Below are 22640 nucleotides of genomic sequence, written 5' to 3' on the forward strand. Positions count from 1 at the left end.
GTCCAAGGGTCGCCCGGATCCGCGACAACAATCTTAGCCGATTCGCCCGCAAATCCGGATTCGCATCATTGACCGTCACCGTGTCAAAAAAAGCGTCCACAGGATTGCGTAACGCGGCCATGGCCGCCATCGCTCCCGTGAAATCCTCTTTTGTCACAGCCTGCTGGGCGCGATCGGCCGCGGCGGCGAGCGCCTGGCCCAGCGCCTTCTCGGCCGCTTCCTTGAAGAGCGCCGGATCGGCGGTCCCCTCATAGGACTTGCCGTCCTTCTTCTCCTCGATGCGCAGGATGTTGGCCGCGCGCTTCTGCGCTGTCAGCAGGTGGGCACCATCCTCAGTGGCGAGAAACTTGGCCAGCGCCTCCACCCGTGCCAGCAGCCGCACGAAATCATCCTCGCCACCCAGCGCGAACACAGCAGCGATCAGATCGTGGCGCGTGCCCTTCTCCTTCAGCGCGACCTTGAGCCGGTCGGCGAAGAAATCGAGCAGATCGCCTGCGATAGCCTTAGTAGACCCCCCATGTTCTGGGAGCACAACACGCCCTGTCGACTGACCCAACTCCGAAACGGGAACTCCGGCTTTGAACTCGATTTCTCTCACTTGGGCACTGCTCGCATCATCGAACAGCTTTCTAATAATGGGTCTCACTGCCGTAGCGAAAACTTCTACCAATGAAAGCCGAAGCTTATTCTCGATGATCAGCCGAATGGCGCCGAGCGCGGCGCGGCGCAGCGCGAAGGGATCTTTGGAGCCGGTCGGCTTCTCGTCGATCGCGAAGAAGCCCCCGAGGATGTCGATCTTGTCGGCGAGCGCCACCGCGACCGAGACCGGCGCCGTCGGACAGGCGTCGTTGGGGCCGAGCGGCGAGTAGTGCTCGGCGATGGCATGCGCCACTTCCGCCGCCTCGCCTTGCGCCAACGCGTAATAACGGCCCATCACGCCCTGGAGTTCCGGGAACTCGCCGACCATGCCGGTGACGAGATCGGCCTTGGCGAGCTCCGCGGCGCGCGCCACCTTCGCCGGATCGGCGCCGGGAATGGATTTCGCCAGCTCGAGCGCCAGCGCCTTCACCCGCGCCATCTTCTCGGCGACGGTGCCGAGCTTGGCGTGGAACACGATGTCCTTCAGCGCCGGCAGCCGTTCCTCGAGCCGGACCTTCCGGTCCTGATCCCAGAAGAACTGCGCGTCGGAGAGCCGGGCACGCAGCACGCGCTCGTTGCCGGCGACGATGGCGGTCCCCTTGTCCCTGGTCTCCATGTTGGAGACGACGAGGAAGCGCGGCGCCAGCTTGCCGCTGCCTTCGGTGACCGCGAAATATTTCTGATGCGCCCGCATCGAGCCGGTCAGCACTTCCGGCGGCAAGCTCATGAAGGCCTCGTCGATGCGGCCCATCAGCACGACCGGCCATTCGACCAGCCCCGTCACCTCGTCGAGCAGGCCTTCGTCATGGCGGAGCTTCAGCCCCGCTTCGGTGGCCTTCGCTTCAGCCTGGCGCAGGATCTCGGCGCGGCGCTCGGCCGGATCGAGGATGACGTAATGTTCCTTGAGCCGGTGCTTGTAGTCCGCCATGGCCGCGACCGGGAAGGAATCCGGCGAGAGGAAGCGGTGGCCGCGGCTCTCGTCGCCGAAATTCAGCACCGCGCCGCCCAGATCGAAGCTGCCCTCGAGCGGCTCGCCGTCGAACATCGCGGTGATGGCATGGAGCGGACGCACCCAGCGGAAGCTCTGGCTGGCGAAGCGCATCGATTTGGGCCAGGAGAGGGCCGCGATCGCTTCCGACAGCAGCGCCGGCAGCATCGCCGCGGTCGGACCACCGGTCTTCTTCGAGACGGCGAACCAGAAGATGCCCTTGCCGGTGTCGCGCTGCTCGCACTGGTCGAGACTGGCAAGGCCAGCCGATTTCAGGAAGCCCTGGACGGCCTGGTCGGGCGAACCGACGCGCGGGCCCTTCTTCTCTTCGCTGACATCGGGCTGCCGGGCCGGCAGGTCCTGCACGCCCAGCGCGAGGCGGCGCGGCGTGACATAGCTCTCGGCCTTGGCGAAGGCGAGGCCGGCGGCCTTCAGCTTCTCGGTGACGAGCCGCTTCAGCTCCTCGGCTGCGCGCGCCTGCATGCGCGCGGGGATCTCTTCAGAGAACAGCTCGAGAAGCAGTTCGGCCATGGTTCAGAGGGTCTCCCCCGATCCGGAACGGCGGCCGCCGGGCGCGATCCGCAGGAGACATCGCAGCGCGTGGCGCGAGCGTTGGGCACAGGCGTTGGCTTCGGGCGCGCGCGATTCCTTGCGCGCACCCTCGCTTCGGGAAGGTTCGGCTTCGGTCGCCGAGTGGGTGGCTACAGTCTCAATTCGGGTGGCACGGCGCATCGACTCTTATCCTTCTTCTCCGGCAAGCCAGGCCTCGCAACAGCCCTTGGCCAGCGCGCGGACGCGCGCGATATAGGCCTGCCGCTCGGTCACCGAGATGACCCCGCGGGCATCGAGCAGATTGAAGAGGTGGCTCGCCTTCATGCATTGATCATAGGCAGGCAGCGCGAGCGGCTTGGGGAGGGCCAGCAGCGCGTTGCATTCCTTCTCGGCGTCCTGGAAATGGCTGAAGAGCATGGGCACGGCCGCATGCTCGAAGTTGAAGGCGGAGAATTCACGCTCCGCCCGCCGGTAGACGTCCTCATAGCGGACTCCGGCGCCATTCCAGTCGAGGTCGTAGATGCTCTCCACGCCCTGCACATACATGGCGAGGCGCTCGAGCCCGTAAGTCAGCTCGGTCGAGACGGGATCGCACTCGATCCCGCCGACCTGCTGGAAGTAGGTGAACTGGCTGACTTCCATCCCGTCGAGCCAGACTTCCCAGCCCAGGCCCCAGGCACCCAGGGTCGGGCTTTCCCAATCGTCCTCGACGAAGCGGATGTCGTGGGCCAGGGGATCGATGCCAAGTGCGGCCAAACTGCCCAGATAGAGCGCCTGGCTGTTGGCCGGCGACGGCTTCATGATCACCTGGAACTGGTAATAATGCTGCAGCCGGTTGGGGTTATCGCCATAGCGCCCGTCCTTGGGACGGCGCGAGGGCTGGACGTAGGCGGCACTCCAGGGCTTGGGCCCGAGTGACCGCAGGGTGGTCGCCCAGTGAAAGGTGCCCGCCCCCACCTCCATGTCATAGGGCTGCAGGATCAGGCAGCCCTGACGCGCCCAATAGTCCTGCAGCTTCAAGATGAGCCGCTGGAAGCAGGTTTCGGGGTTGGCGGGTGGCCGCTCACTCAAGGCGGGCGAATCCTTGGAGGGAAAACGTTTTTGTGCGGTGCGAAAGCTACCGGTGCCCCCGGGCAGGGTCAAGCCGGCCGGTTACGATTGGTTAACCGTAAGGGCGGTCGAACAGATTGATTTCAAGGGCCAAACGGGCAGCGGGGCTTGCCGCAGGCGCTGCTGCCTTGTGCGACATAAGCGCCGCAGACCGCGCATTCCCGGGTCTCCGCGACACCGGTTCGCGCCGTCGTGGCCTGGGTCCGGGTCTGGCGTGGGTTTCGGGCCTGGGATTTGGCCTCGCGGACCCGCGCCTGGGCCTCCGCGATTCGCGCTTTCTGGACCCGTCCGATGATTTTGAAGGCCTGCCAGATCACCACGATGATGATGACGAGGACCAGAATCTTGGGCAGGCCCGGCATGGAGAACATGGTCGGGGTTTAAAGGCCGGGGGGCCGGGGGTCAAGACCAGCGGCCGGGACCGGGGCGTCGGAACCGGTCACAGGATCAATCCCGCCCCATCGCGCAAGACCGCCTCGGCCGCCGCGGTATAGCGCCCATCGGGCTCATGCAGCACCAGGCCGGGCGCCAGGCGGGTCGGCGTCTGGATGCCTTTGCGGGCCCGGACCAGCACGCGGGCCGCCGGCCGGTTGCCACCGGGCCAGAGCGGGAACAGCACGATCTCGCCGAAGCGGCTCTGCAGCGCCGCCAGGATCTCCTCGAGCCGGTCGGCGCGATGGATCAGCACCAGGTTGGATTTGGGCCGCAGCATCGTATGGGCGACGCGCAGCCAGTCGGCGAGCTGGGCCTCGCCCTCGACATTCGAGCGCGCCTTGCCGCCCTGGGGCGACGGTGTCGCCGTCCCCGCCGGCATGAAGGGCGGGTTCATCATCACATGATGGAAGGTCGCCGGCGCCAGTCGCGGCGGCAGGCGTAGGAGATCGCCCACCATGATATCGACGCGGCCCTTCATGCCGTTGAGATCGACATTGCGCATGGCGACGCGCGCCGCCTCCCGGTCGATCTCGATGCCCATCACGCGCAGGCTGGGCTCGCGGGTCGCGAGACAGAGCGCCGCCGCTCCGACACCGGCACCGAGCTCCAGCACCAGGTCCGTCGGCATCGCCGGCACGGCGGCCGCGAGGAACACCGGATCGATCGCGACGCGATAGCCATCGACCGGCTGCAGCAGCCGCACCCGTCCGCCCAGGATCCGGTCCTCGCGCAGGCCCTCCGGGTTGGGCGCGACCGCGTCCTCGGGCTTCGCCGTCGTCATGAGACGGCGTCCTTGCCGGCTTCCATCAGCCGCGTGGCTTCGCCGAAATCCTCATCCGCCACCATCACGCGCCGGGGGATGGCCGCGATCGAGCCCTCGAGCATGCTCATATGGGCGTCGAGCAGGTGACAGGGGATGCCGGCATCGGCGAGCAGGCTCGAGAGCCAGCTCAACCAGACCAGATCGTTGCTGCGCGTGAGTTCCCGCAAAGAGGGGTGCCCCTTCTCCGTTGTCGAGGCCCGGAAACCTCCGGATTCGCCTGGAATTGTCAGTGAGGACCGGATCTTTGCGTCATCGCGCCCGCTGGCAACGCGCCTTGACCCGGGCTATACCCCACCTATGCTCGCCCTGCGGGGGTTCGAGGGTCAAGCGTGACCGGTCCGGAAGGCCGGCCCGCAGGGCCCCGGTTGTGTCATCAGACGGGGGTGCGTGGGGTTCGGCCGGGGATGGTCGGGGGTCCGCACGGGAAGGCAATCATGGCGATCGTCGTCAATCTGGATGAGGAGCGCAGCAAGTCGCGCAAGCCCTCGCTCGAGGCGCTGCAGCGGCTGACAGGCGACGACCTGACCGCCGTCAACGCGCTGATCCTGCGCCATATGCAGAGCCCGGTGGCGCTCATCCCGCAGCTGGCAGGCCATATCATCGCGGCCGGCGGCAAGCGGCTGCGTCCCCTCCTGACCCTGACCGCGGCGCGCCTCTGCAATTATCGCGGCGACCGCCACAAAGCGCTCGCCGCGACGGTCGAGTTCATCCATACCGCGACCCTGCTCCATGACGATGTGGTCGACGACAGCGAGCTTCGGCGCGGCCTCGCCACGGCCAACGCAGTCTGGGGCAACAAAGCCTCGGTGCTGGTGGGCGACTTCCTCTTCAGCCGCGCCTTCCAGCTCATGGTGGCGGACGGCTCGCTCAAGGTGCTCGATATCCTCTCCTCCGCCTCGGCCGTGATCGCCGAGGGCGAGGTGCTGCAGCTCGTCACCAGCAACGACACCGAGACCAGCGAGCAGGCCTATCTCGAGGTCATCCGCTGCAAGACGGCGGCGCTCTTCGCGGCCGCCTGCCGCGTCGGCGCGGTGGTGGCGGAACGGCCCAAGGTCGAGGAGGAGGCGCTCGAAAGCTACGGCCTCAATCTCGGCATCGCCTTCCAGCTGATCGACGACATGCTCGACTACTCGGCGCGCCAGTCAGAGCTCGGCAAGACCGTCGGCGACGATTTCCGCGAGGGCAAGATCACGCTGCCCGTGGTGCTGGCCTATCGGCGCGGCGGCACCGAGGAGCGCGCCTTCTGGCGGCGCACGCTCGAGGAGCTCAAGCAGGACGAGAACGATCTGGCCCACGGGATCGAGCTCATGGAGCGCCATGGCGCGCTGCGCGACACCGTCGCCCGGGCGGCCCATTACGGCGCCATCGCCCGCGACGCGCTCGGCATCTTCCCCGATTGCGAGGAGAAGCATGCGCTGCTCGAGGTGGTGGATTTCTGTATCGAACGGGCTTACTAGGCCGCCCCGCCTCGCCGGCGACCGAGGCCTAAGCCCAAGCAGCAAAATCGCTTTTCCGACCCTTGCGGGCGGACCGCCCAGCGGCTATAACCCGCCCCGCCCATCGGAGTGTAGCTCAGCCTGGTAGAGCACTGTGTTCGGGACGCAGGGGCCGGAGGTTCGAATCCTCTCACTCCGACCATTTCCCCCGGGTTTCTTTTTCAGACATCGGCGAGATGCCAACGCGAGCGGGAAGCGGAAAACCCGCAGGCGTTCAGTCGGGCAAATACTGTCCAAATTGTCCGACGGCATCGGGGCAGTAGGGCTGCAGGGCCTCGCGATGCTGCTGGTTCGTGCTGCCATAGGCTGCCTGTATCTGCCCATCGATAAATTGAACGACCGACGACGATTCGGGGTCGCTGCTGCTCGCCGCGGCATCCAGCACCTCGAGCTGGCGCCAGGTGTTGATTTTCGAGAGCCCGAAGTTGGCGTAGCAGTTGGCGAGTGCCATCTGCGCGTTCGCCGACCCCTTGCCTTGCATCGACTTCATGGCCTTGCCGACGAGGTAGGAATGATAGTTGGCGTAGCTGCCCTGCGCCATCTTCGACCCCGAAGCACTGCACGCGGCCAACAATCCCGTGACGAAGATGAAAGCGACGGCTGTCGCGCGATTCATCCGAGCTCTCCCCCAACTATGGCTGAGCATTGCCTGTATGACCCCACGGCGTGACGAAGGCACCCGTTCAACGGCCTCGACGGGCCGTTTGTGCCGCTCTCGCTCGACCGACATCGGCAAGGCTATCGCGGCGACCGGCGACGGCCAAGGTTTCTCTCGCGGGCCGGCTAACAAGCCGGCTTCGGTCGAGGCCCGTTGCGGGCGTGTGAGCGTGCTTCGTCCGTCATCGCGCCGCCGCCAACGAATAGGTGCGGTCCCGGATGTAATGGGTCAGGGCCGGCCTTTCGCGGATGTCGCGCATCGCTTCATAAGGGATCACGTCGCCGATCTCGGCACTGAAGCTGCACCCGATCTTGTTGGCGACCTCGTGCAGCAGCAAAGCGAGGCGGGCGGTCATGCTGATATGGCTGGCGATTTGAAACAGGCGGCTGTTCTGGCCGTGAAAATAGATCGGGACCACGGCGGCCCTGCCCTCGTGGATCAGGCGGGCGGTGAAGGGCTTCCAGTCCAGGTCGATGGCCGCGCGCGCGAATGGCGTCGGTGTCGTTGCCACGCCGCCGGCGGGGAAGACGATCAGGCAGCCGCCGCCCCTGATATGGACGCGCGCCTTGGCGCGGGTCGCGAGGTTGGTCGCGCGCGCCGTCTCCGTCGGGTCGAAATCGATCGGCAGGATGAAATGCTGCACCTCGGCATCGGGCGGGTAGAGCCGGGCATTGGTCAGCACCTTGAAGTCGCTGCGCACCCGGTTCGTGAGATGGCCGATGAGGAGCCCGTCGATCAGGCCGAAGGGGTGATTGGCGACGATGACCAGGGGGCCGCTGGGCGGCAAGGCCTCGAGCTTGGATGTGTCGTAGGCGATCGAGAGATTGAGCAGGCGCATCGCCGCTTCCCAGAAATCCACGCTGCCGCGCAGCTCGGACTGGTAGATGTCGTAGAGGCGCTTGAGCCTGAGCTGGCCGGTCAACAGCTCGACGGCGTGAATGAAGGCCCGCGAGGCCAGCTTGTCGCAACGGCTGGCATAGGTGAGGTCGATCTCGGCGTCGGCGAGCGCCACGGTGCTGAACATGGCATGAGAGTCTCACCTGATTCGGTTGCGCCCATGTCGCAGATTTTTGACGATCTGGCGTCGGCTCAGGCCGGATCGCGCCGCAAGACCTGGCATCGGGAGACACCGGAAAATCCGATCGGCGTCGAACCGACACCGAACCCCGGCAAGCGGAACGGATCCCGGCTGCGCCTCGGGACAAGCTAGGGATCGAAAGGGTCGTAACCCTCGGTCGGCTTCGTATCGGCAGGGTTGCTCTCGGTGACGAGCGGACCGCCCTTGTGTTCGGACGGCTCGCCCTCGATGGCGTCGGTAACGACCGACCCGACGGCACCGACCAGAAACTTCCCGCCCTCGACAACGCCCCACAGGGCGGGCTGAGACAAGTCACAGCCCGTCAGCAACAGCAATGTCGCGGCCATAACGAGCGGTCTCATGGCTGGGCCCCCGAGCTGTCTCGTTAGAGGGGCACAAGCTTAAGACAGGAGAAGCAACCTTCACAAGAGGCAAATTTTAGATAAACTAACACAGGTTGTCAGAAGGCTTGCGGCAACCCCAGGGATGGGCGCGATGGCGACAACCGTTCCGTTGCATGAGAACCGCATTGATGCCGAACCACCCAATCCCAAATTCATTTCCTGAGGACGCGGAATCGGGAACAGAATGACAGCCGAAGACGCTCACCTGCCTGGAGACGGATCGAGGGTCATGAGTCCTCCCCTGCGAACAACGCTGCGTATCACGCTTCTGGGATGTCTGCTGGCGCTTGGCGCCTGCGATCTGGGTCCGCCCCGCTTCGACTCGATCACGGCGCGGACCTATCAATGCAATGGCGCCGATCCGAATGCCGGTTATTCGGCCTGCAACCGGGAGCCGCCAGCGCGCTGACGCCGCGACCGATCCGACCGGCAAAGAAAGACCCCCGGGTCCGAGACACGGAAGCGGCCTGAGGCCCGATGCGAGAGGCGCCCCGGCAGGATTTGCCGTCGCTACACTCCAGGTCGGCAAGGCACGCCTCAAGAATTGAACCAAAGTCGGAAGATCCGGCAAGCGCCATGCCGCGCGCAACCTCAGACGGGCAGGAACGACAGCAGCGGGAAGCCGAAGAAGGCGGCGGCAACCAGAATGATGGCCCAGACCGGCGGCGGGGCGTTGATCCGCGCGCTGTCGATCGACGGGGTCTCATCCGATTCGTCGGCGACGAAGCGGCATTCACGCCGCCAGTCCGAATCCTGGTTGAGATATTCGACGAGGACGGTCCTGGCCTTCTCGGGATCGACCGGGTCTGCCGATTGGAAGCGTTCCCCGTCCTCGACGAAGCTCAGGCGATAACGCCCATCCTTCTCGAGCACGGCCTCGATGAAGTCGTCGCCATTGGATTGAAGATGGATATGCCGGCTGGCACCCGCAGGCGCTGCATCGATGGCCCGCTCGATGTCGCGGTTCTCGGGCCCGGCATTCACCTTGCCGTCGACGCTCAGTTTCATGGGATGCGCAGGTCCCTCGCCCGGTCTGGAAGCATCGCCTTTGGGATCGGTGCCGCCGTCGAGTGTGACAGAGCCGGTGGCGATTGCATCAGCCTCGAACCGGAAAATGGGGGCAACAGGACCTTAAAATGGGGAGGTCTCCCGATGCCTCCCCTGGCCGAGCCCCATAGCTTGCATGTCACCGGCAATTCGTCGGCAACCATGCAAAGAAGAGCGCGAGGCGGAGATCTCCCTGCCCCGCGTTTCGGGGCAACCCTCTCCATGAGCAACAGATTACGGGCCATCCGCAAGCGGGCGGCATCCCCACCTTCCGATGGCCGGTCCGAATTTCTGCCGACCGTCCTGGACCTGGTCGCAGCGTCCCTTCACGGGCGTGGCCTTCCGGGCTCTCTGCTTCAGCAGAGCAAGTCCGCCGATTCCCCTGAGGGGTCGGCGCCCGCAATTCCGTCGATCGCCCGTGACATCTGGCAATCGCCTGCGCGACCGGCCTGGCGCCGGATCGACGGCCTCGCCCGGCGTCTCATCGGCAGCGTTACTACCTCGCTGTGCCGATGGCGGCAACGCGCTCGCGATCGGCAGTATCTCGACGGGCTGAACGATCGCATGCTGAAGGATCTGGGTCTCACTCGCGCGCAGGTCGAGAGTGACTTGTTAAAATCGTTCTGGCGCGATTAGGTACGAATCGAGACCAGGTCGATCAGCGTCGGGTCGGATCGCCCAAGGGACGAAGGGCGCGACGATCATGATGGCGACGACCAGCGCATCGATTTCCAGGAACAGTCCCGAGAAGAGCGGAAGGCCGACTCCGCGATCATCGGGAGAGGGACGAGCGACGCTTTCACGCCCGTGGTCGTTTCGATGTGAAAGACGTGATGACGGAGCCGGTCAGCGGCACGCACAAACAAAACCCCGGACGCGAAGCATCCGGGGCTCTTTTCCATTTCCGCATAAATAGATCCCGGGCTACGGGGAGCCCGGGATCGAAGGTTTGATCGGCGTGGGGTGCCGATGACGTTTCTGTCCTCAGCATTACTCCCTCGGAGCGCCGGCCTCAATGCGAGAGCCCGTGGCTTTTTCGAGGCTCGTGGTCTTCGAAGCTCGTGACCCTATGACTTGAACATTTGTTATCGCCGGTCGTCACGTTGAACGTTACATCGCCCTAACGTTCGCCAGGAACCGATCGACCTGGGTCCCGAGGCTCGTCGACAGCTGCGACAATGATTGTGCACTGGTCAGCACATTCGTCGAGGAACGCCCGGATTCCTCGGCTGCCTGGGTGACGCCGCTGATGTTGAGCGAGACTTCCCGCGTGGCCGCCGACTGCTCTTCGACGGCGCCCGAGATCGAGGTGCTGAACTCGCTGACCTGGCCGATGATGTTGCCGATCTCGCCGATCACGGTCGCCGTATTGTGGCTCGATTCCTGGATCGAGCGGATCTGTTGCTCGATCTCCTCGGTGGCCTTGGCCGTCTGATTGGCGAGCGACTTCACTTCCGAGGCGACCACGGCGAAGCCCTTGCCGGCCTCGCCAGCACGCGCCGCCTCGATGGTTGCGTTGAGGGCCAGCAGATTGGTCTGGCTGGCGATCGCCGCGATGATCTGGGTGACGTCGCCAATTTTCTGCGCGGCCGCCACCAGCGTCGCCACCATCTGCTCCGACCGCTTCGCTTCGCTGACGGCGGTGCCGATCACCCGCGTCGATTCGGTGATCTGGCGCGAGATCTCGGTGACCGAGCTCGCCAACTCTTCCGAGGCCGCGGCAACGGTCGAGGATTGCTGGTTGGTCTGTTCGGCCGCGGCGGCCAGGGTCTGGGCGGTCGCCTGCATCTCGGTCGCCGACGCCGAGACCTTCTCCACCAGGCTCTTCACGCCGTTCTCGAACTCGGTTGCGAGCGCCGCGTTCTGTTCCTTGCGACCGGAGATATCGGTCGCGAACTTCACCACCTTCCAGGGGCGGCCATTCAGATCCATCACCGGGTTGTAGGAAGCCTCGATCCATACTTTCCGGCCGCCCTTGGCGATACGCATATACTGCGCGGCCTGATACTCGCCGCGGCCCAGCGCTTCCCAGAATTTTCGGTATTCGGCGCTGTCCTTGTAGCCGGCTTCGACGAAGAGGCTGTGATGCTTGCCCTTGATCTCTTCCAGCCGGTAGCCGAGCGTCTTCAGGAAATTCTCATTGGCGGTGATGATGGTCCCGTCGAGATTGAACTCGATGACCGCCTGCGAGCGGCCGATCGCCTCGACCTTGCCGGTCAGATCGGCGTACTCGGTCTTCTGGCGGGAGATGTCGGTGGCGTATTTGACGACCTTGAACGGCTTGCCGCGGCCGTCGAGCAGCGGATTGTAGGAGGCCTCGATCCAGACCTCGCGGCCGCCCTTGGCGATCCGCTTGTACTGCGCCGCCTGGAACTCGCCCCGATTGAGGCGCTCCCAGAACTCCCGATAGGCGGTGCTGGCCTTCTCGGCGGGCTCGACGAACAGGCTGTGATGCTTGCCTTTGATCTCATCCAGGCTGTAGCCCATCGCTTTCAGGAAGTTCGCATTGGCCGTGATGATGGTGCCGTCGAGATTGAATTCGATGATGGCTTGCGACTTGTCGAGCGCACGCAGTTTCGCGGCGGCGTCGCCGCCAGATCTTAGGAATGCCATATAAATGTCCCCAGTATCCCGATGGTTTCCTCCCGCTTCCGGTCGCGACAGGTACACGCACGCCATCGATCTCGTCAGGAAAAGGCAGAGATCCGTGAAACTGAATAACCGGATATGGCGCCCGGACGAGACCATACGATTCGATTCCTAAGGCGGGGTTTACGGAAACCTCATCCGAATGTCAGGGGCTCATGAACTCGACATCGCAAAGCTGTCGCGCGGGACAGGATGGGCGGCCTGGGATCGGTTTGGCGCCGCATAAGCGACGATGGACCGTGCGAAACCGGCATGAATGCGCTGTGCGAACGGCCGGCGCGCCTTCTTTTTGTCACTGACAGGGATGCGGTGGGTTAATTATGAAACTACGGCAATGTGACGACCGGTACGCGGCTCTTCATTCGGCGCGAAGGAGCGTGGCATGCCCGTTGCAAACCTGCGTTTCGAAACGACCTGGAGCTACCCCTACCTGATCACCACGGCAGGAGGCAGCACGGCGCTGACCATCGTGCTGCGCGCGGGCGATCCGCACCTCGCTTTCCTGACCCAGACGACCTTCAGCGACGATGTGCTTTATCTGCGCACCTTCGATGGCAGCGAGGCCTACCGCCATCCCAACCCGGTCGGCTACGACACCATCTCCGACATGGCCTACGACCCGTTCCGGAAGGTCGTCTGGTGCTGCCAGGCCACCAACGCGCCGGACATCATCCTGGCCTTCGACCCCGATACGGGCCTTTTGACCGACACACGGGTGGCAGCGCTCTCGCCCAGCATGTCCTCGCCGGAGGGGCTCGCCTGCAATGGGTTCTTCTTCGTGAGAGGCAGCGGCCCCACGCTCGAGCTCTGGGCGACCAACGGGACCTTCCTCGGCGCCCGCGACTATGCGGGCCGCGGCATCACGGGGCTCAGCGCCTCGCCCTGGAGCTACTGCTTCTGCGACAAATATCGGGACGAGATCGTCGTGGTGGGCCCGCTCGGCAACGAGATCGCCGTCAGCAGCGGCATCGGCGCCAGCGGCGGCATGGAGGACATCGCCTTCGACTATCTCCAGTTCCATGACATGTCGAACATCCCGCAGGTGTGGGGACCGAATGGAACGGTCGGGGATCCCGGCACCATCTACGATCCCGATACGCCCTGGAATCCGCTGCCCTGGGGCGGCCGCCATCGCCTCTATGTCGCCAACGACATCGATCAGATGATCTATGCGGGCTACCTGACGCAATTCTAGCGGCCAGTAACGAGCGGACGAATTGTCCGGCGGCGACGGAGCCTCCGCGACGCGCCGGCACGCAATCCTGACCTTCCTGTAATCCAAAATCCCGCCACAAAGACAGGCTTTAGTGCCCGCGGCCCGGAGGGCTATGGGGTCGCCTCCGGCGAGAAACGAAGATTCGGGAATTGGGGCCAGGGCCGCATGCCGCGCCGCTCGACGCAGAGTTCAACCGGCACTCTCTTTTTACCGAGCCGCCTGGCCCAGGTGGCGCCGCTCAAGCTGGCAATTGCCCTGACGCTTGCCACCGCGCTGTTCCTGGCGCCCGCTCTCTGGAACGGCTTCCCACTGGTTTATTACGACAGCGTCGACTATCTGCAGATGCCTTTCACCTGGCAGATGCCGGTCTATCGCACCGCCGGCTATGGGCTGGTGACGATCGCCGGCCGATTGGCGCACAGCCTCTGGATCATTCCGCTGCTTCAGTCGGCCCTTGCGGCCTACGTCCTCTATGAAGCGCTGCGGCGGTTCCTGCCACGCCAGCCCGAGGCGGTACTGGTGCCGATCGCGGGCCTGCTGCTCCTGACCAGCGGCCTGCCCTGGTTCACCAGCGAGCTCATGCCCGACGCCTTCACCGGCATCCTGGTCTTGAGCTTCGCCCTCCTGGTCTGCGATGACGGCTTGCTGGGCCCGGCGCGCCGGATCGGCCTGACCGCCATCCTGGCGCTCGCCATTGCGGTCCATACCTCACATGCGGCGCTGGCCGGCGGACTCCTGCTGTCCGCGCTGATGGTGAGCTTGGCCGCCCCGGGTCTTTGGCCGGGACTCCGCAGCCGCCTGAAACTGCCGCTGATGGCGTTCCTCATCGGCATCGCGCTGGCCGCCAGCGCCAACGCCGTCGTGACCGGGCGTTTCTTCCTGCTGCAGGACAATGCCGTGCTGACGCTCGGTCTTTTCGTCGAGGATGGATTGGCCGAGACCTATCTCGACCATGCCTGCTCCAAGCCGAGGCCGAAGCTCGATCTCTGCATTGCCCGCCATCGCCTGCCTCATAACGCCAACATGTTCCTGTGGCATGACCATGATTTCAACCGGCTCGGCGGCTGGACCGGCACCGGCATGCGCGAGGAAGCGCGCCAGATCGTGCGCGGCGCGATCAAGTCCTATCCGCTGACCTATCTCTGGGACTCGGTAAAATTGACGGCGCAGCAGCTGGCGATGCTACGGACGGCCGATGGCGTGGCGCCGATGCGTTATCTCATCGGCGATGCCATCGCCCGCCATTATCCGAAGGAGTCGGCCGCCTTCCTTGCCGCTCATCAGCAGCACGGCACCAACTTCGATGCGCTCAATATGGTTCAGGTGCCGCTGCTGTGGCTGGCGAGCGCCGCCCTGCCCTTGCTGTTATGGCTGGCCTGGCGCCGGCGCGATCCGGATGCCGTCCTCCTGCTGGGGATCATGACCCTCGCCTTCCTGGGCAATGCCTTCGTCTGTGGCGCCCTCTCCAACCCGAACGACCGCTATCAGAACCGCATCGCCTGGCTGGCGATCCTCGCCGTCGTCATCTCGTTGGGCCGATGGTACCGGCGAGACCGCTCCGTACCTGCCCCCAATTTTCCACGCGACCGCGTTCCCTAGCGCTTGCCAGGGAACGGAGCCGGTCCAACTATTTTCATGAGGGGTTCCCATGCAGGCCATCCGAGTTTCGCCGCAGCGGGGCCTATCAAAATCAAGAAGGATAACAAATGATGGCACGCATTCTGACCGTTGCCTTCGCGCTCGCCGTCACCTTGACGCTCGCCGGCTGCAGCTGGGGGACCCGCTATCAGGCATGGGGCTGGGTGGACAACAATTGCAGCAGCAATGGTGGCGTCCATAGCGACGCCTATTGCGACGACTACACCAAGAACAATCACGCGCCGTAAGAGAGCGTCGACCCGCCTGCCCGGGACAGGGCGGGGCCCGGATCCGCCTCGGATTTTCCACGGGATCGGAACGCCTAGCGCTTGCCTGCGAGGATTACAGGGCCATCATCTTCTTATAAGCCTCCCCGGCATCTTTCGCCGGGATCCAGGGCTTGGGGAACCGAAGAAGGACAAGAAACGATGACACGCATTCTTTTGATCGCAGCCCTGCTGGCGGGCAGCCTGGGCTTCACGGCCTGCGCCAAATATGAGTCGGCGAGCTGGGTCGACAACAACTGCAGCGGCAATGGTGGCATCTACACCGACGAGTACTGCGAGGGATACACCCACCGCGCCCGGACCCCGTAACGGGACTTCAGGGCGCCCAACCGCAACATTACTGGCCCTTCACTGGCCCTTCCGAAACGGAAAACGCCGCCCCGGGTTCATGTCCCGCGGCGGCGTTTTCGCGTCAGAACGATGCCAGGTCTGATTTAAGCGGCGTACTGATTGAGCTTGGTCAGCAGGTAATCGAGATTGTCCTGCCCGATATCCTCGAACTGGGTGAGGATGCGCTCGATCATGCGACAGATATAGCGACGGCGATCCTCGTCGCGCGCGTCGAACTCGTTCTCGCGCATCACGTCGACCGCGACGCGGAAGGCCGGGTAGAGACGCTCCGGCAAGCCGGAGCGCAAATAGAGCGACTTGAGGCCCAGCGTGCCGTCGTCATGGATCAACATGCGGGCATTGACGATCGGCGTGCGGGCCAGAACCGACATGGCGGATTCGAAAAAGGCCACGTCGCCCATGCAGAGCGCGCGCAGCAGCAGCGACGGCGTCAGGCGGCCATGGAGCTTGAGCTGGCGGCAGAGCTGGATCACGTCGACCGATTCCGAACCGTGCGGCAGCAGGCTCACGGTCGCGCGTTCGCGGCTCTCCAGCACCAGATCGACCGCAATCGAAGGCGGTAGCTCATGATGCGACACGAGATAGTCGCGCAAGTTTTCGGACACGACCGCGACCAGCCGCTCTGCGACGGTCAAGGGCAGCTTCTCGCGGCGCACCAGCGAGCTCTGGATGGCCGCATTGTCGCCGAACTGGTCGACCACCTTGTTGAGATGGCTTTCCGCGAGCTCGGCTCCCGGATTCGACACCAGGGTGGCGACGGCTTCTGGATTCTTGCTCGCGATCAGCGCATCGGCGAGCTTGGCCGACACGGCGGCGCGACGCGCGATCGCGGTCTGCTTGGCGCCGTTCGAGCCGCGTATGATCGCGATCAGATCCTCGTCGGTGAGGATCGTGGAGAATTCGAGGATCGGCAGCGCCACCTGCTCGACGTCGCGGGCCAGCGCCTCCGCAACGTCGTGGGGCAGATGCTTGCTGTGCTTCAGGTTGCGCGACAGCGCCTCGCGCACGCGGATCGCCGCGTCCTGCGCCATGACGCGGACGATGTCGATCGCGAGCTGGCGCTCGGCATCGGTCAACCCCTCGGCATCGACCTGCTCCGCCAGCTTCGCCGCCGTATCGGCGCGAGCCTCCTGAGAGGGATCGGTCAGCAGCCTTGCGACATCGGCTTGGGAAAGTGTCGTGGTCATGAGCCCTGCCTTCGACGGGCGCCGCCATGAGCGGCAGCACACTTCGCCTGGATTTACCGGCTGATTGTCGCAAGCGCCTGGTTACCAGCCGGTTAAGCCGGCATTTCGGACCCTGCCACCCTGAGGGGACATGCGGTAACCGGTAATATATTGATTTAAAAAGATAATAATTGAACCCGGCAGGCGCGCAAGCCGTCCTCGCGCTGGCGGTTGCGGAAACGTCCCCTGTGGGTGATTGCGGCTCGCGGCTCGATCGCGGAGCCGGTCGGCTCAGGGGGCACCGTCCGTTGGCAGGCCGCGCAAAGCCCGGTCGATCGTCCGCCCGGTCCGCTCGACGATCTCGTCGACCTCGCGGTCGGTCACGATATAGGGCGGCGCCAGGATCACATGATCGCCGCTCTTGCCGTCGATGCAGCCGCCGGTCGGATAGCACATCATGCCCTCGCTCATGCCGGCCTCGCGCAGCCGCGCATGGAGCTTCAGCGCCGGATCGAAGGGCCGCTTGCTGGCGCGGTCCTGCACCAGCTCGATGCCGAGGAAGAGGCCGCGCCCCCGCACATCGCCGATATGACGGTGATTGCCCAGCCGCTCCTCGAGCGCCTGCTTCAGCCGAGCGCCCTGGCGGCGGACATTCTCCAGGAGGTTCTGGGCCTTGAGGGTGCGCTGCACCGCCACGGCTGCCGCGACCGCGATGGTATGGTTGAAGTAGGTGTGGCCGTGCATCAGGGCCTGCGATCCCTCCTCGATCGCCGCGACCACGCGCCGATGGGCCATGACGGCGCCGATGGGCTGATAGCCGGCGCCGAGCCCCTTGGCCATGGTCAGGATGTCCGGCACGACACCCTCGGCCTCGCAGGCGTAAAGAGTGCCGCAGCGACCCATGCCGCACATCACCTCGTCCAGGATCAGGAGCACGCCATGGCGGTCGCAGATCTCGCGCACGCGCTTGAAATATCCCGGCACGGCGGGACAAGCGCCCAGCGTGGCGCCCACGACCGGCTCGGCGATGAAGGCCGCGACGGTCTCGGGCCCCAGCTCGCGGATCGCCTGGTCGAGCTCGTCGGCGACGCGCAGGCCATAGGCCTCCTCGCTCTCGTCGGTGCGCTTCTCGCGATAGGCGTAGCAGGGCGCGATATGGCACATCTCCATCAGCATCGGCGCATAGGGCTCGCGGCGCGCCAGATTGCCGCTGACGGCGAGCGCGCCCAGCGTGTTGCCGTGATAGCTCTGGCGGCGGGCGATGAACTTCCGCCGCCGCGGCTCGCCCTTCTCCAGGTGATATTGCCGCGCCAGCTTCAGCGCGGCCTCGGTCGCTTCCGAGCCGCCGGCGACGAAGAACACCTTGTCCATGCCCGATGGAGCCGCCTCGACCAGCAACGTGGCCAGCTCTTCCAGGGGCTCGCTGGTGAAGAAATGCGAATAGGCGAAAGGCAGCAGCGCCGCCTGGCGCTGGATCGCCTGGATCACGGTGGGATGGCTATGGCCGAGACAGGAAACCGCGGCACCGCCCGAGGCATCGAGATAACGCCGCCCTTCGGAATCGATGACCCAGATCCCCTCGCCGCGCACCGCCTTCGGCAGCTCATGATCGAACTCGCGATGGAAGACGCGACTGGAGGTGCGGGTCGACGCGCTATCGGGACTCATATCGGAATCCTTCGCGATGCAGTTGCGATCGTCAAATCTGCAGGGGTTGTCCGAAGATCAGGGCGAGGTTCCGGTCGTCGCCGGAGCTTCGGGAGGCGCGATCTCGACGCCGGTCATCCCACCCAGATCGCCGGACGGCGCTCTGAGCGTGAAGATGACGATCTGCTTGATCACGCCGCCCAGCGCGTCGTCGAAAGCGTCCACCACATCGGTGAATTTCGTGCCGGCCGCCTTGGCTTTGCGATCGGCCGTCATGGAGGCGATGATGCGCCGCTCCGGCAGCTTCACCAGCCGCGCGATCATCTTCACATGAATCTCGGGGATCGGATCGTTGTCGCGATAGTTGGCCTGAAACTCGCGCAGATCGGTCTTGAGCAGAAAATCGGGCCGCAGCCCGATGGCTTCGCGGCCGACGCCGACGATCGATCCGGTGTTCTGGAAGGAATCGATCAGGAGAGTCTGCACCATCGAGGGCGCGTTGTCGGTCCAGGCAGCCTTGGCGAAATACTCGACCTGATAGGGATTGCGCGACAAGGCCACGCGGGCGGTATCGATTCCGGCGGCGGCGATCGGCTTCTCCACCACGAGCTGCCATTCCACTTTCGGCGGCGGATTCTGGAACGTGGTCTTGGGCGACAGCGTATATTGATCGAGCGGGGTGGCATAAGACGAGAGCACGCCGCAGCCCGCCAGCGGCAGCAGCGCCGTCCCACCCAGCAGGCGCAACAGCAGACGGCGGGAAGGCTGGGCCACCGCCATCGATACGGGTCTCGACGTCATTGCGCCTCGTATCCTTTCTGCCGGTCGCCGAACAGGAAGCGCGCCGGATCGCGCTCGAACTGCGTGGAGATGCGGGTCAGGGTCGCGATCAGCGTGCGCATCTCGCTCGCCATCTGGGTCAACTCATAGAGGCCCGATTGTGCGAAATCGTTAAGAGGGCGGCGATTTTCGGCCACCAGGTCATGGATCTCGTCAGCGGCGCCCTCGAAGGAGGTGGTCAGCTTGTGCAGATCGTCGAGCGTCTTCTGCGAGGCGCCGACAAGCCCGCCCACCTGCTTGTCGAGATTGGTGGCCAGCGTGCGCACCTGCTCGCTCATGGCATCGATGCTGATGGCGGCATCGGAAATGCTGTCGAGTGTCGGGCCGACACCGTTCTTGGGATCGTTGAAGGTCGCGCTGATGCCTTGCAGATTATTGAGCGTGTTGGCAATCGCCGCCTGGTTCTGGTCGCTGAACATCAGGGTTACGCGATCCACCAACTGGGTCGCATGCTCCAGAAGCGCCGGCGCGCTGGCGAGCAGCGCCTCGAACTTACCGGGAGCGCCAGGGATCTCCGGATAGGGCGTGAGGTCGGTGACCTTCATGCGGGGCGCGCCCTGGGTCCCGCCCTTGAGGAGCACGTAGAGGACGCCGGTGATGCCTTGCGCCTCCAGCGATGCCACCGTGTCGGTCACGACGGGCGTGTCGGGCGAGACCTGGATCGTGATCCGCACGAAGATCGGATTGTCGGGATCGATCCGGATGTCGGTGACGCGGCCGACCGTGACGCCGCGATAGCGCACGGGCCCGTCCACCGACAGACCGGTCACGTCCTCGCTGAAGCGGACCGTGTAATAGGCATAATTCTGCTCGCCATTGAACTTGCTGATCCAGATCACGAAGCCCGCGAGGGCCGCGATCAGAACCAGGACAAAGAGGCCGACGGCAAGGTGATGTGCGCGGGTTTCCATGAGAGATCCGGTCGGTGTCTGCCCCGGTCGATTTCAGCCAATTCCGGCGGCACGGGCTCGCGGCCCGTGGAAATATTCGCGGATCCAGGGGTGGGGGTCCGCCAGCATTTCGGCCATCGTCCCGACCTTGATCTTCTTGTCCACGAGGACGGCGATACGGTCGCAGATCGCATGCAGGCTGTCCAGATCGTGTGTGACCATAAACACCGTTAATCCAAGGCTTTGCTGAAGATCGCGAATTAAGGTGTCGAAGGCGGCGGCGCCGATCGGGTCGAGGCCGGCGGTGGGTTCGTCCAGGAACAGAATCTCCGGGTCCAGGGCCAGCGCCCGCGCCAGGCCGGCGCGCTTTTTCATGCCGCCCGACAGCTCCGACGGGTATTTGCCGGCGGCCTCGGGCGGGAGGCCGACCAGGGCGATCTTCAGAGCCGTCACCTCGTCCGCGAACTTCTTGGGCAGATGGGTATGCTCTTTCATCGGCACCTGGATGTTCTCGGCCACCGTCAGGGAGCTGAAGAGGGCGCCGCTCTGGAACAGGACGCCCCAGCGCTGCTGCAGATGCTGCCATTCGCGCTCGCTCATCGCGGCCGTGTCCTCGCCCAGGACGACGATCCGGCCAGCCGCCGGACGGTTGAGACCGACAACGGTGCGCAGGAGGACCGACTTGCCGGTGCCTGAACCGCCGACGACGCCCAGCACCTCGCCCGCGCGCACATCGAGATCGAGCCCGTCATGGACCGTCTGCGAGCCGAACCGGTTGACCAGGCCGCGGATCGAGATCACCGCACCCTGCTCGGCGGGGGCCTCGTTCGGATGATGCTTGGTATGCGATCGCGCCATGGGCCTGCTCAGATTCCGAGATAGGAGAACAGGATCGAGAAGATCGCGTCGAACACGATCACGAGGAAGATCGATTCGACGACCGACTGCGTCGTCAGGCGACCGACGCTTTCGGCGCTGCCCTTGACGCGCAGGCCCTCGAAACAGCCGACCATGCCGATGACGAAGGCGAAGACCGGCGCCTTGACCAGGCCGACGAAGAAGGTCTGCACCGTCACCGCATTGTTGAGTTGATGCAGGAACTGCGCCGGCGACAGATCGACCAGGATGCAGGTCATGACGCCGCCGCCGAGGATGCCCATGAAGTCGGCAAACACGGTGAGCAGCGGCACGGCAATCATGAGCGCGAAGATGCGTGGCAGCACCAGCGCCTCGACCGGATCGAGCGCCAGCGTGCGCATGGCATCGATCTCCTCGTTCACCTGCATGGTGCCGATCTGGGCGGTGAAGGCGCTGCCCGACCGGCCGGCCACCATGATCGCGGTCAGGAGGATGCCCATCTCGCGCAGCACGGAGATGCCGACCAGATTGACGGTGAAGATCTCGCCGCCATAGGCGCGCAACTGATCGACACCCTGGAAGGCCAGCACCACGCCGATCAGCACCGTCAGCAAGCCGACGATCGGCAGGGCATTCATGCCGACCTGCTCGATATGGCTGACGAGCGACGTGAATCGGATCCGGCTGGGTCGCACGGCAACGCGTGCAAACGCCGTGACGATCGCGCCGAAGAAAGCGATCAGGTCGGCGGCCTGCTGAAAGGCCGAAATCGTGCCGGCCCCGATGCCCTCGATGAAATAGAGCGGCCCGTGATGTTCCGGCCGCGGCAACGCTGCGGGCTTGCCCGCCTTGCCGACCCGCGCCATCAGCTTGGCTTGGCCGGGCTTGGCGCCGGTGACCTCGAGCTTGCCGCCGGCCGCGGCGAAGCGGGCCTCGGTCCGCAGGATCAGCCAGGCGCCGGCGGTGTCCAGCGCCTCGAGTTGCGACAGGTCAAGGGCCGCCCGCCCGCGGGCCGGCAGAGCGTCCAGCTCTGCCACCAACGGCACCAGCGTTGCGGTCACCAACCGGCCCGAAAGTTCGAGCCGCAAGCCGTCGCCTTCCCCGCTCTTTTTCAGGCTTGCCTGCTGCGCCATGCCCTTCGGCAATCGCTCCCCTGTCGATTCTCGTCCCTTGGAGACGGGCCTGTCGACCCATCCCGGCCCCCGCCGAGGCCCCGACTATAGTCGTCGGCGCCTCGAAAGCCATGCCTCGTGACCTATCCCCTTCATCCGGCTAGCATGCCCGCCCGTTCGATCCGCCGCAAAACGCCCCGACCTCGCCAAAGGCCCAATGACCGATACGATCGAGATCAAGGACCATATCCGCCAAGTTCCGGACTTCCCCAAGCCCGGCATCCTCTTCTACGACATCTCGACCTTGCTGGCGCATGGCGCGGCCTGGCGCGCCACCGTGGACCGGATGGCCGACGTCATCGGCAAGATGCGGCCCGACAAGCTGATCGGCATCGAATCGCGCGGCTTCCTGGTGACGGCACCGGTGGCCTACCGCTTGGGATGCGGCTTCGTGATGGTGCGCAAGAAGGGCAAGCTGCCGGGCAGCGTCATTCCGCATAGCTATGAGCTCGAATACGGGACCGACACGGTCGAAATCCAGTCGGACGCGGTCCGGCCGCGCGATCGCGTGGTCGTGCTCGACGACCTCCTGGCCACCGGCGGCACGATGCGTGCCGCTATCGAATTGCTGCGCAAGGTCGGGGCCGAGGTGCTCGGTGCCGCTTTCGTGATCGAATTGGATTTCCTGGGCGGCCGAAACCGCCTGGACGTGCCGGTCACATCGATCGTCCATTACGATCATTAGTATTTGATTTT

The 22640-nt window shown here is 64.9% G+C and carries 24 protein-coding genes and 1 tRNA gene; 9 read left to right on the forward strand and 16 right to left on the reverse strand.

Annotated elements, in window-relative coordinates; translation table 11 throughout:
- From glyS to ACREE8_RS07850, 5 genes are all read right to left on the reverse strand, one after another.
- Nucleotides 1-2158: glycine--tRNA ligase subunit beta (glyS, locus tag ACREE8_RS07830; protein WP_431572423.1), on the reverse strand; the 2158-nt coding region annotated here is incomplete at its 3' end.
- A gap of 207 nt (nucleotides 2159-2365) precedes the next feature.
- Complete coding sequence (locus tag ACREE8_RS07835; RefSeq protein ID WP_431572424.1) at nucleotides 2366-3250, reverse strand: glycine--tRNA ligase subunit alpha; 885 nt, start codon at nucleotides 3248-3250, stop codon at nucleotides 2366-2368.
- Between the two features lie 122 nt (nucleotides 3251-3372).
- A complete protein-coding gene (locus tag ACREE8_RS07840) occupies nucleotides 3373-3660 on the reverse strand; it encodes a hypothetical protein (protein WP_431572425.1) in 288 nt (95 codons plus the stop codon).
- Nucleotides 3661-3728: 68 nt separating this feature from the next.
- Nucleotides 3729-4505: a tRNA1(Val) (adenine(37)-N6)-methyltransferase gene (locus ACREE8_RS07845; protein ID WP_431572426.1), complete on the reverse strand. Its 777-nt coding sequence runs from the start codon at nucleotides 4503-4505 to the stop codon at nucleotides 3729-3731.
- Nucleotides 4502-4714 (reverse strand): DUF2007 domain-containing protein, encoded by a 213-nt coding sequence (locus tag ACREE8_RS07850; RefSeq protein ID WP_431572427.1) that lies wholly within the window; start codon nucleotides 4712-4714, stop codon nucleotides 4502-4504. Before ACREE8_RS07850 ends, ACREE8_RS07845 begins: the two co-directional genes overlap by 4 nt.
- A gap of 267 nt (nucleotides 4715-4981) precedes the next feature.
- On the opposite strand from ACREE8_RS07850, the gene ACREE8_RS07855 reads away from it, so the two are divergent.
- Both ACREE8_RS07855 and ACREE8_RS07860 read left to right on the forward strand, forming a co-directional pair.
- The gene (locus ACREE8_RS07855) at nucleotides 4982-6004 is read left to right on the forward strand and encodes a polyprenyl synthetase family protein (RefSeq protein WP_431572428.1); all 1023 of its coding nucleotides are present in this window, start codon (nucleotides 4982-4984) and stop codon (nucleotides 6002-6004) included.
- 104 nt (nucleotides 6005-6108) lie between these two features.
- A tRNA-Pro gene (locus ACREE8_RS07860) sits at nucleotides 6109-6185 on the forward strand.
- A gap of 72 nt (nucleotides 6186-6257) precedes the next feature.
- On the opposite strand, the gene ACREE8_RS07865 is transcribed toward ACREE8_RS07860, so the two are convergent.
- The 3 genes from ACREE8_RS07865 to ACREE8_RS07875 all read right to left on the reverse strand — a co-directional run bounded on the left by ACREE8_RS07865 (nucleotide 6258) and on the right by ACREE8_RS07875 (nucleotide 8141).
- Entirely contained in the window at nucleotides 6258-6659 is a 402-nt protein-coding gene (locus ACREE8_RS07865) for a hypothetical protein (protein ID WP_431572429.1), read from the reverse strand.
- Between the two features lie 223 nt (nucleotides 6660-6882).
- Nucleotides 6883-7725, reverse strand: coding sequence for a lysophospholipid acyltransferase family protein (locus ACREE8_RS07870; RefSeq protein WP_431572430.1), 843 nt, complete (start codon nucleotides 7723-7725; stop codon nucleotides 6883-6885).
- A gap of 182 nt (nucleotides 7726-7907) precedes the next feature.
- Entirely contained in the window at nucleotides 7908-8141 is a 234-nt protein-coding gene (locus ACREE8_RS07875; protein WP_431572431.1) for a hypothetical protein, read from the reverse strand.
- A 271-nt stretch (nucleotides 8142-8412) separates the two neighbouring features.
- Here ACREE8_RS07875 and ACREE8_RS07880 point away from each other — a divergent pair, with 271 nt between their 5' ends.
- Entirely contained in the window at nucleotides 8413-8592 is a 180-nt protein-coding gene (locus ACREE8_RS07880; protein ID WP_431572432.1) for a hypothetical protein, read from the forward strand.
- A gap of 182 nt (nucleotides 8593-8774) precedes the next feature.
- Here the strand turns inward: ACREE8_RS07880 and ACREE8_RS07885 are convergent, their stop codons facing one another.
- The gene (locus ACREE8_RS07885; protein WP_431572433.1) at nucleotides 8775-9191 is read right to left on the reverse strand and encodes a hypothetical protein; all 417 of its coding nucleotides are present in this window, start codon (nucleotides 9189-9191) and stop codon (nucleotides 8775-8777) included.
- 261 nt (nucleotides 9192-9452) lie between these two features.
- Here ACREE8_RS07885 and ACREE8_RS07890 point away from each other — a divergent pair, with 261 nt between their 5' ends.
- The gene (locus tag ACREE8_RS07890) at nucleotides 9453-9866 is read left to right on the forward strand and encodes a DUF1127 domain-containing protein (RefSeq protein ID WP_431572434.1); all 414 of its coding nucleotides are present in this window, start codon (nucleotides 9453-9455) and stop codon (nucleotides 9864-9866) included.
- Between the two features lie 474 nt (nucleotides 9867-10340).
- On the opposite strand, the gene ACREE8_RS07895 is transcribed toward ACREE8_RS07890, so the two are convergent.
- Nucleotides 10341-11843 carry a methyl-accepting chemotaxis protein gene (locus tag ACREE8_RS07895; RefSeq protein ID WP_431572435.1) on the reverse strand — a complete coding sequence of 501 codons (1503 nt, stop codon included), beginning with the start codon at nucleotides 11841-11843 and terminating at the stop codon, nucleotides 10341-10343.
- 418 nt (nucleotides 11844-12261) lie between these two features.
- Here ACREE8_RS07895 and ACREE8_RS07900 point away from each other — a divergent pair, with 418 nt between their 5' ends.
- The 4 genes from ACREE8_RS07900 to ACREE8_RS07915 all read left to right on the forward strand — a co-directional run bounded on the left by ACREE8_RS07900 (nucleotide 12262) and on the right by ACREE8_RS07915 (nucleotide 15329).
- On the forward strand, nucleotides 12262-13074 hold the full coding sequence (locus ACREE8_RS07900) for a hypothetical protein (protein WP_431572436.1): 813 nt from the start codon (nucleotides 12262-12264) through the stop codon (nucleotides 13072-13074).
- Between the two features lie 186 nt (nucleotides 13075-13260).
- The gene (locus ACREE8_RS07905) at nucleotides 13261-14694 is read left to right on the forward strand and encodes a hypothetical protein (RefSeq protein ID WP_431572437.1); all 1434 of its coding nucleotides are present in this window, start codon (nucleotides 13261-13263) and stop codon (nucleotides 14692-14694) included.
- Nucleotides 14695-14801: 107 nt separating this feature from the next.
- On the forward strand, nucleotides 14802-14981 hold the full coding sequence (locus ACREE8_RS07910; protein WP_431572438.1) for a hypothetical protein: 180 nt from the start codon (nucleotides 14802-14804) through the stop codon (nucleotides 14979-14981).
- A 180-nt stretch (nucleotides 14982-15161) separates the two neighbouring features.
- Nucleotides 15162-15329 carry a hypothetical protein gene (locus ACREE8_RS07915; protein WP_431572439.1) on the forward strand — a complete coding sequence of 56 codons (168 nt, stop codon included), beginning with the start codon at nucleotides 15162-15164 and terminating at the stop codon, nucleotides 15327-15329.
- A gap of 125 nt (nucleotides 15330-15454) precedes the next feature.
- Here the strand turns inward: ACREE8_RS07915 and ACREE8_RS07920 are convergent, their stop codons facing one another.
- From ACREE8_RS07920 to ACREE8_RS07945, 6 genes are all read right to left on the reverse strand, one after another.
- On the reverse strand, nucleotides 15455-16558 hold the full coding sequence (locus ACREE8_RS07920; RefSeq protein WP_431572440.1) for a DUF2336 domain-containing protein: 1104 nt from the start codon (nucleotides 16556-16558) through the stop codon (nucleotides 15455-15457).
- 270 nt (nucleotides 16559-16828) lie between these two features.
- On the reverse strand, nucleotides 16829-18205 hold the full coding sequence (locus ACREE8_RS07925; protein WP_431572441.1) for an aspartate aminotransferase family protein: 1377 nt from the start codon (nucleotides 18203-18205) through the stop codon (nucleotides 16829-16831).
- A gap of 57 nt (nucleotides 18206-18262) precedes the next feature.
- A complete protein-coding gene (locus tag ACREE8_RS07930) occupies nucleotides 18263-18985 on the reverse strand; it encodes an ABC-type transport auxiliary lipoprotein family protein (RefSeq protein WP_431572442.1) in 723 nt (240 codons plus the stop codon).
- On the reverse strand, nucleotides 18982-19935 hold the full coding sequence (locus tag ACREE8_RS07935; protein WP_431572443.1) for an MlaD family protein: 954 nt from the start codon (nucleotides 19933-19935) through the stop codon (nucleotides 18982-18984). The genes ACREE8_RS07930 and ACREE8_RS07935 overlap by 4 nt, the downstream gene beginning before the upstream one ends.
- A 33-nt stretch (nucleotides 19936-19968) precedes the next feature.
- Complete coding sequence (locus tag ACREE8_RS07940; RefSeq protein WP_431572444.1) at nucleotides 19969-20772, reverse strand: ABC transporter ATP-binding protein; 804 nt, start codon at nucleotides 20770-20772, stop codon at nucleotides 19969-19971.
- An 8-nt stretch (nucleotides 20773-20780) separates the two neighbouring features.
- On the reverse strand, nucleotides 20781-21905 hold the full coding sequence (locus tag ACREE8_RS07945) for an ABC transporter permease (RefSeq protein ID WP_431572445.1): 1125 nt from the start codon (nucleotides 21903-21905) through the stop codon (nucleotides 20781-20783).
- A 208-nt stretch (nucleotides 21906-22113) separates the two neighbouring features.
- Here ACREE8_RS07945 and ACREE8_RS07950 point away from each other — a divergent pair, with 208 nt between their 5' ends.
- The gene (locus tag ACREE8_RS07950) at nucleotides 22114-22629 is read left to right on the forward strand and encodes an adenine phosphoribosyltransferase (protein ID WP_431572451.1); all 516 of its coding nucleotides are present in this window, start codon (nucleotides 22114-22116) and stop codon (nucleotides 22627-22629) included.
- Nucleotides 22630-22640 lie beyond the last annotated feature (11 nt).

Source organism: Hypericibacter sp. (assembly GCF_050729195.1).
In the GTDB taxonomy this organism is placed as follows: domain Bacteria; phylum Pseudomonadota; class Alphaproteobacteria; order Dongiales; family Dongiaceae; genus Hypericibacter.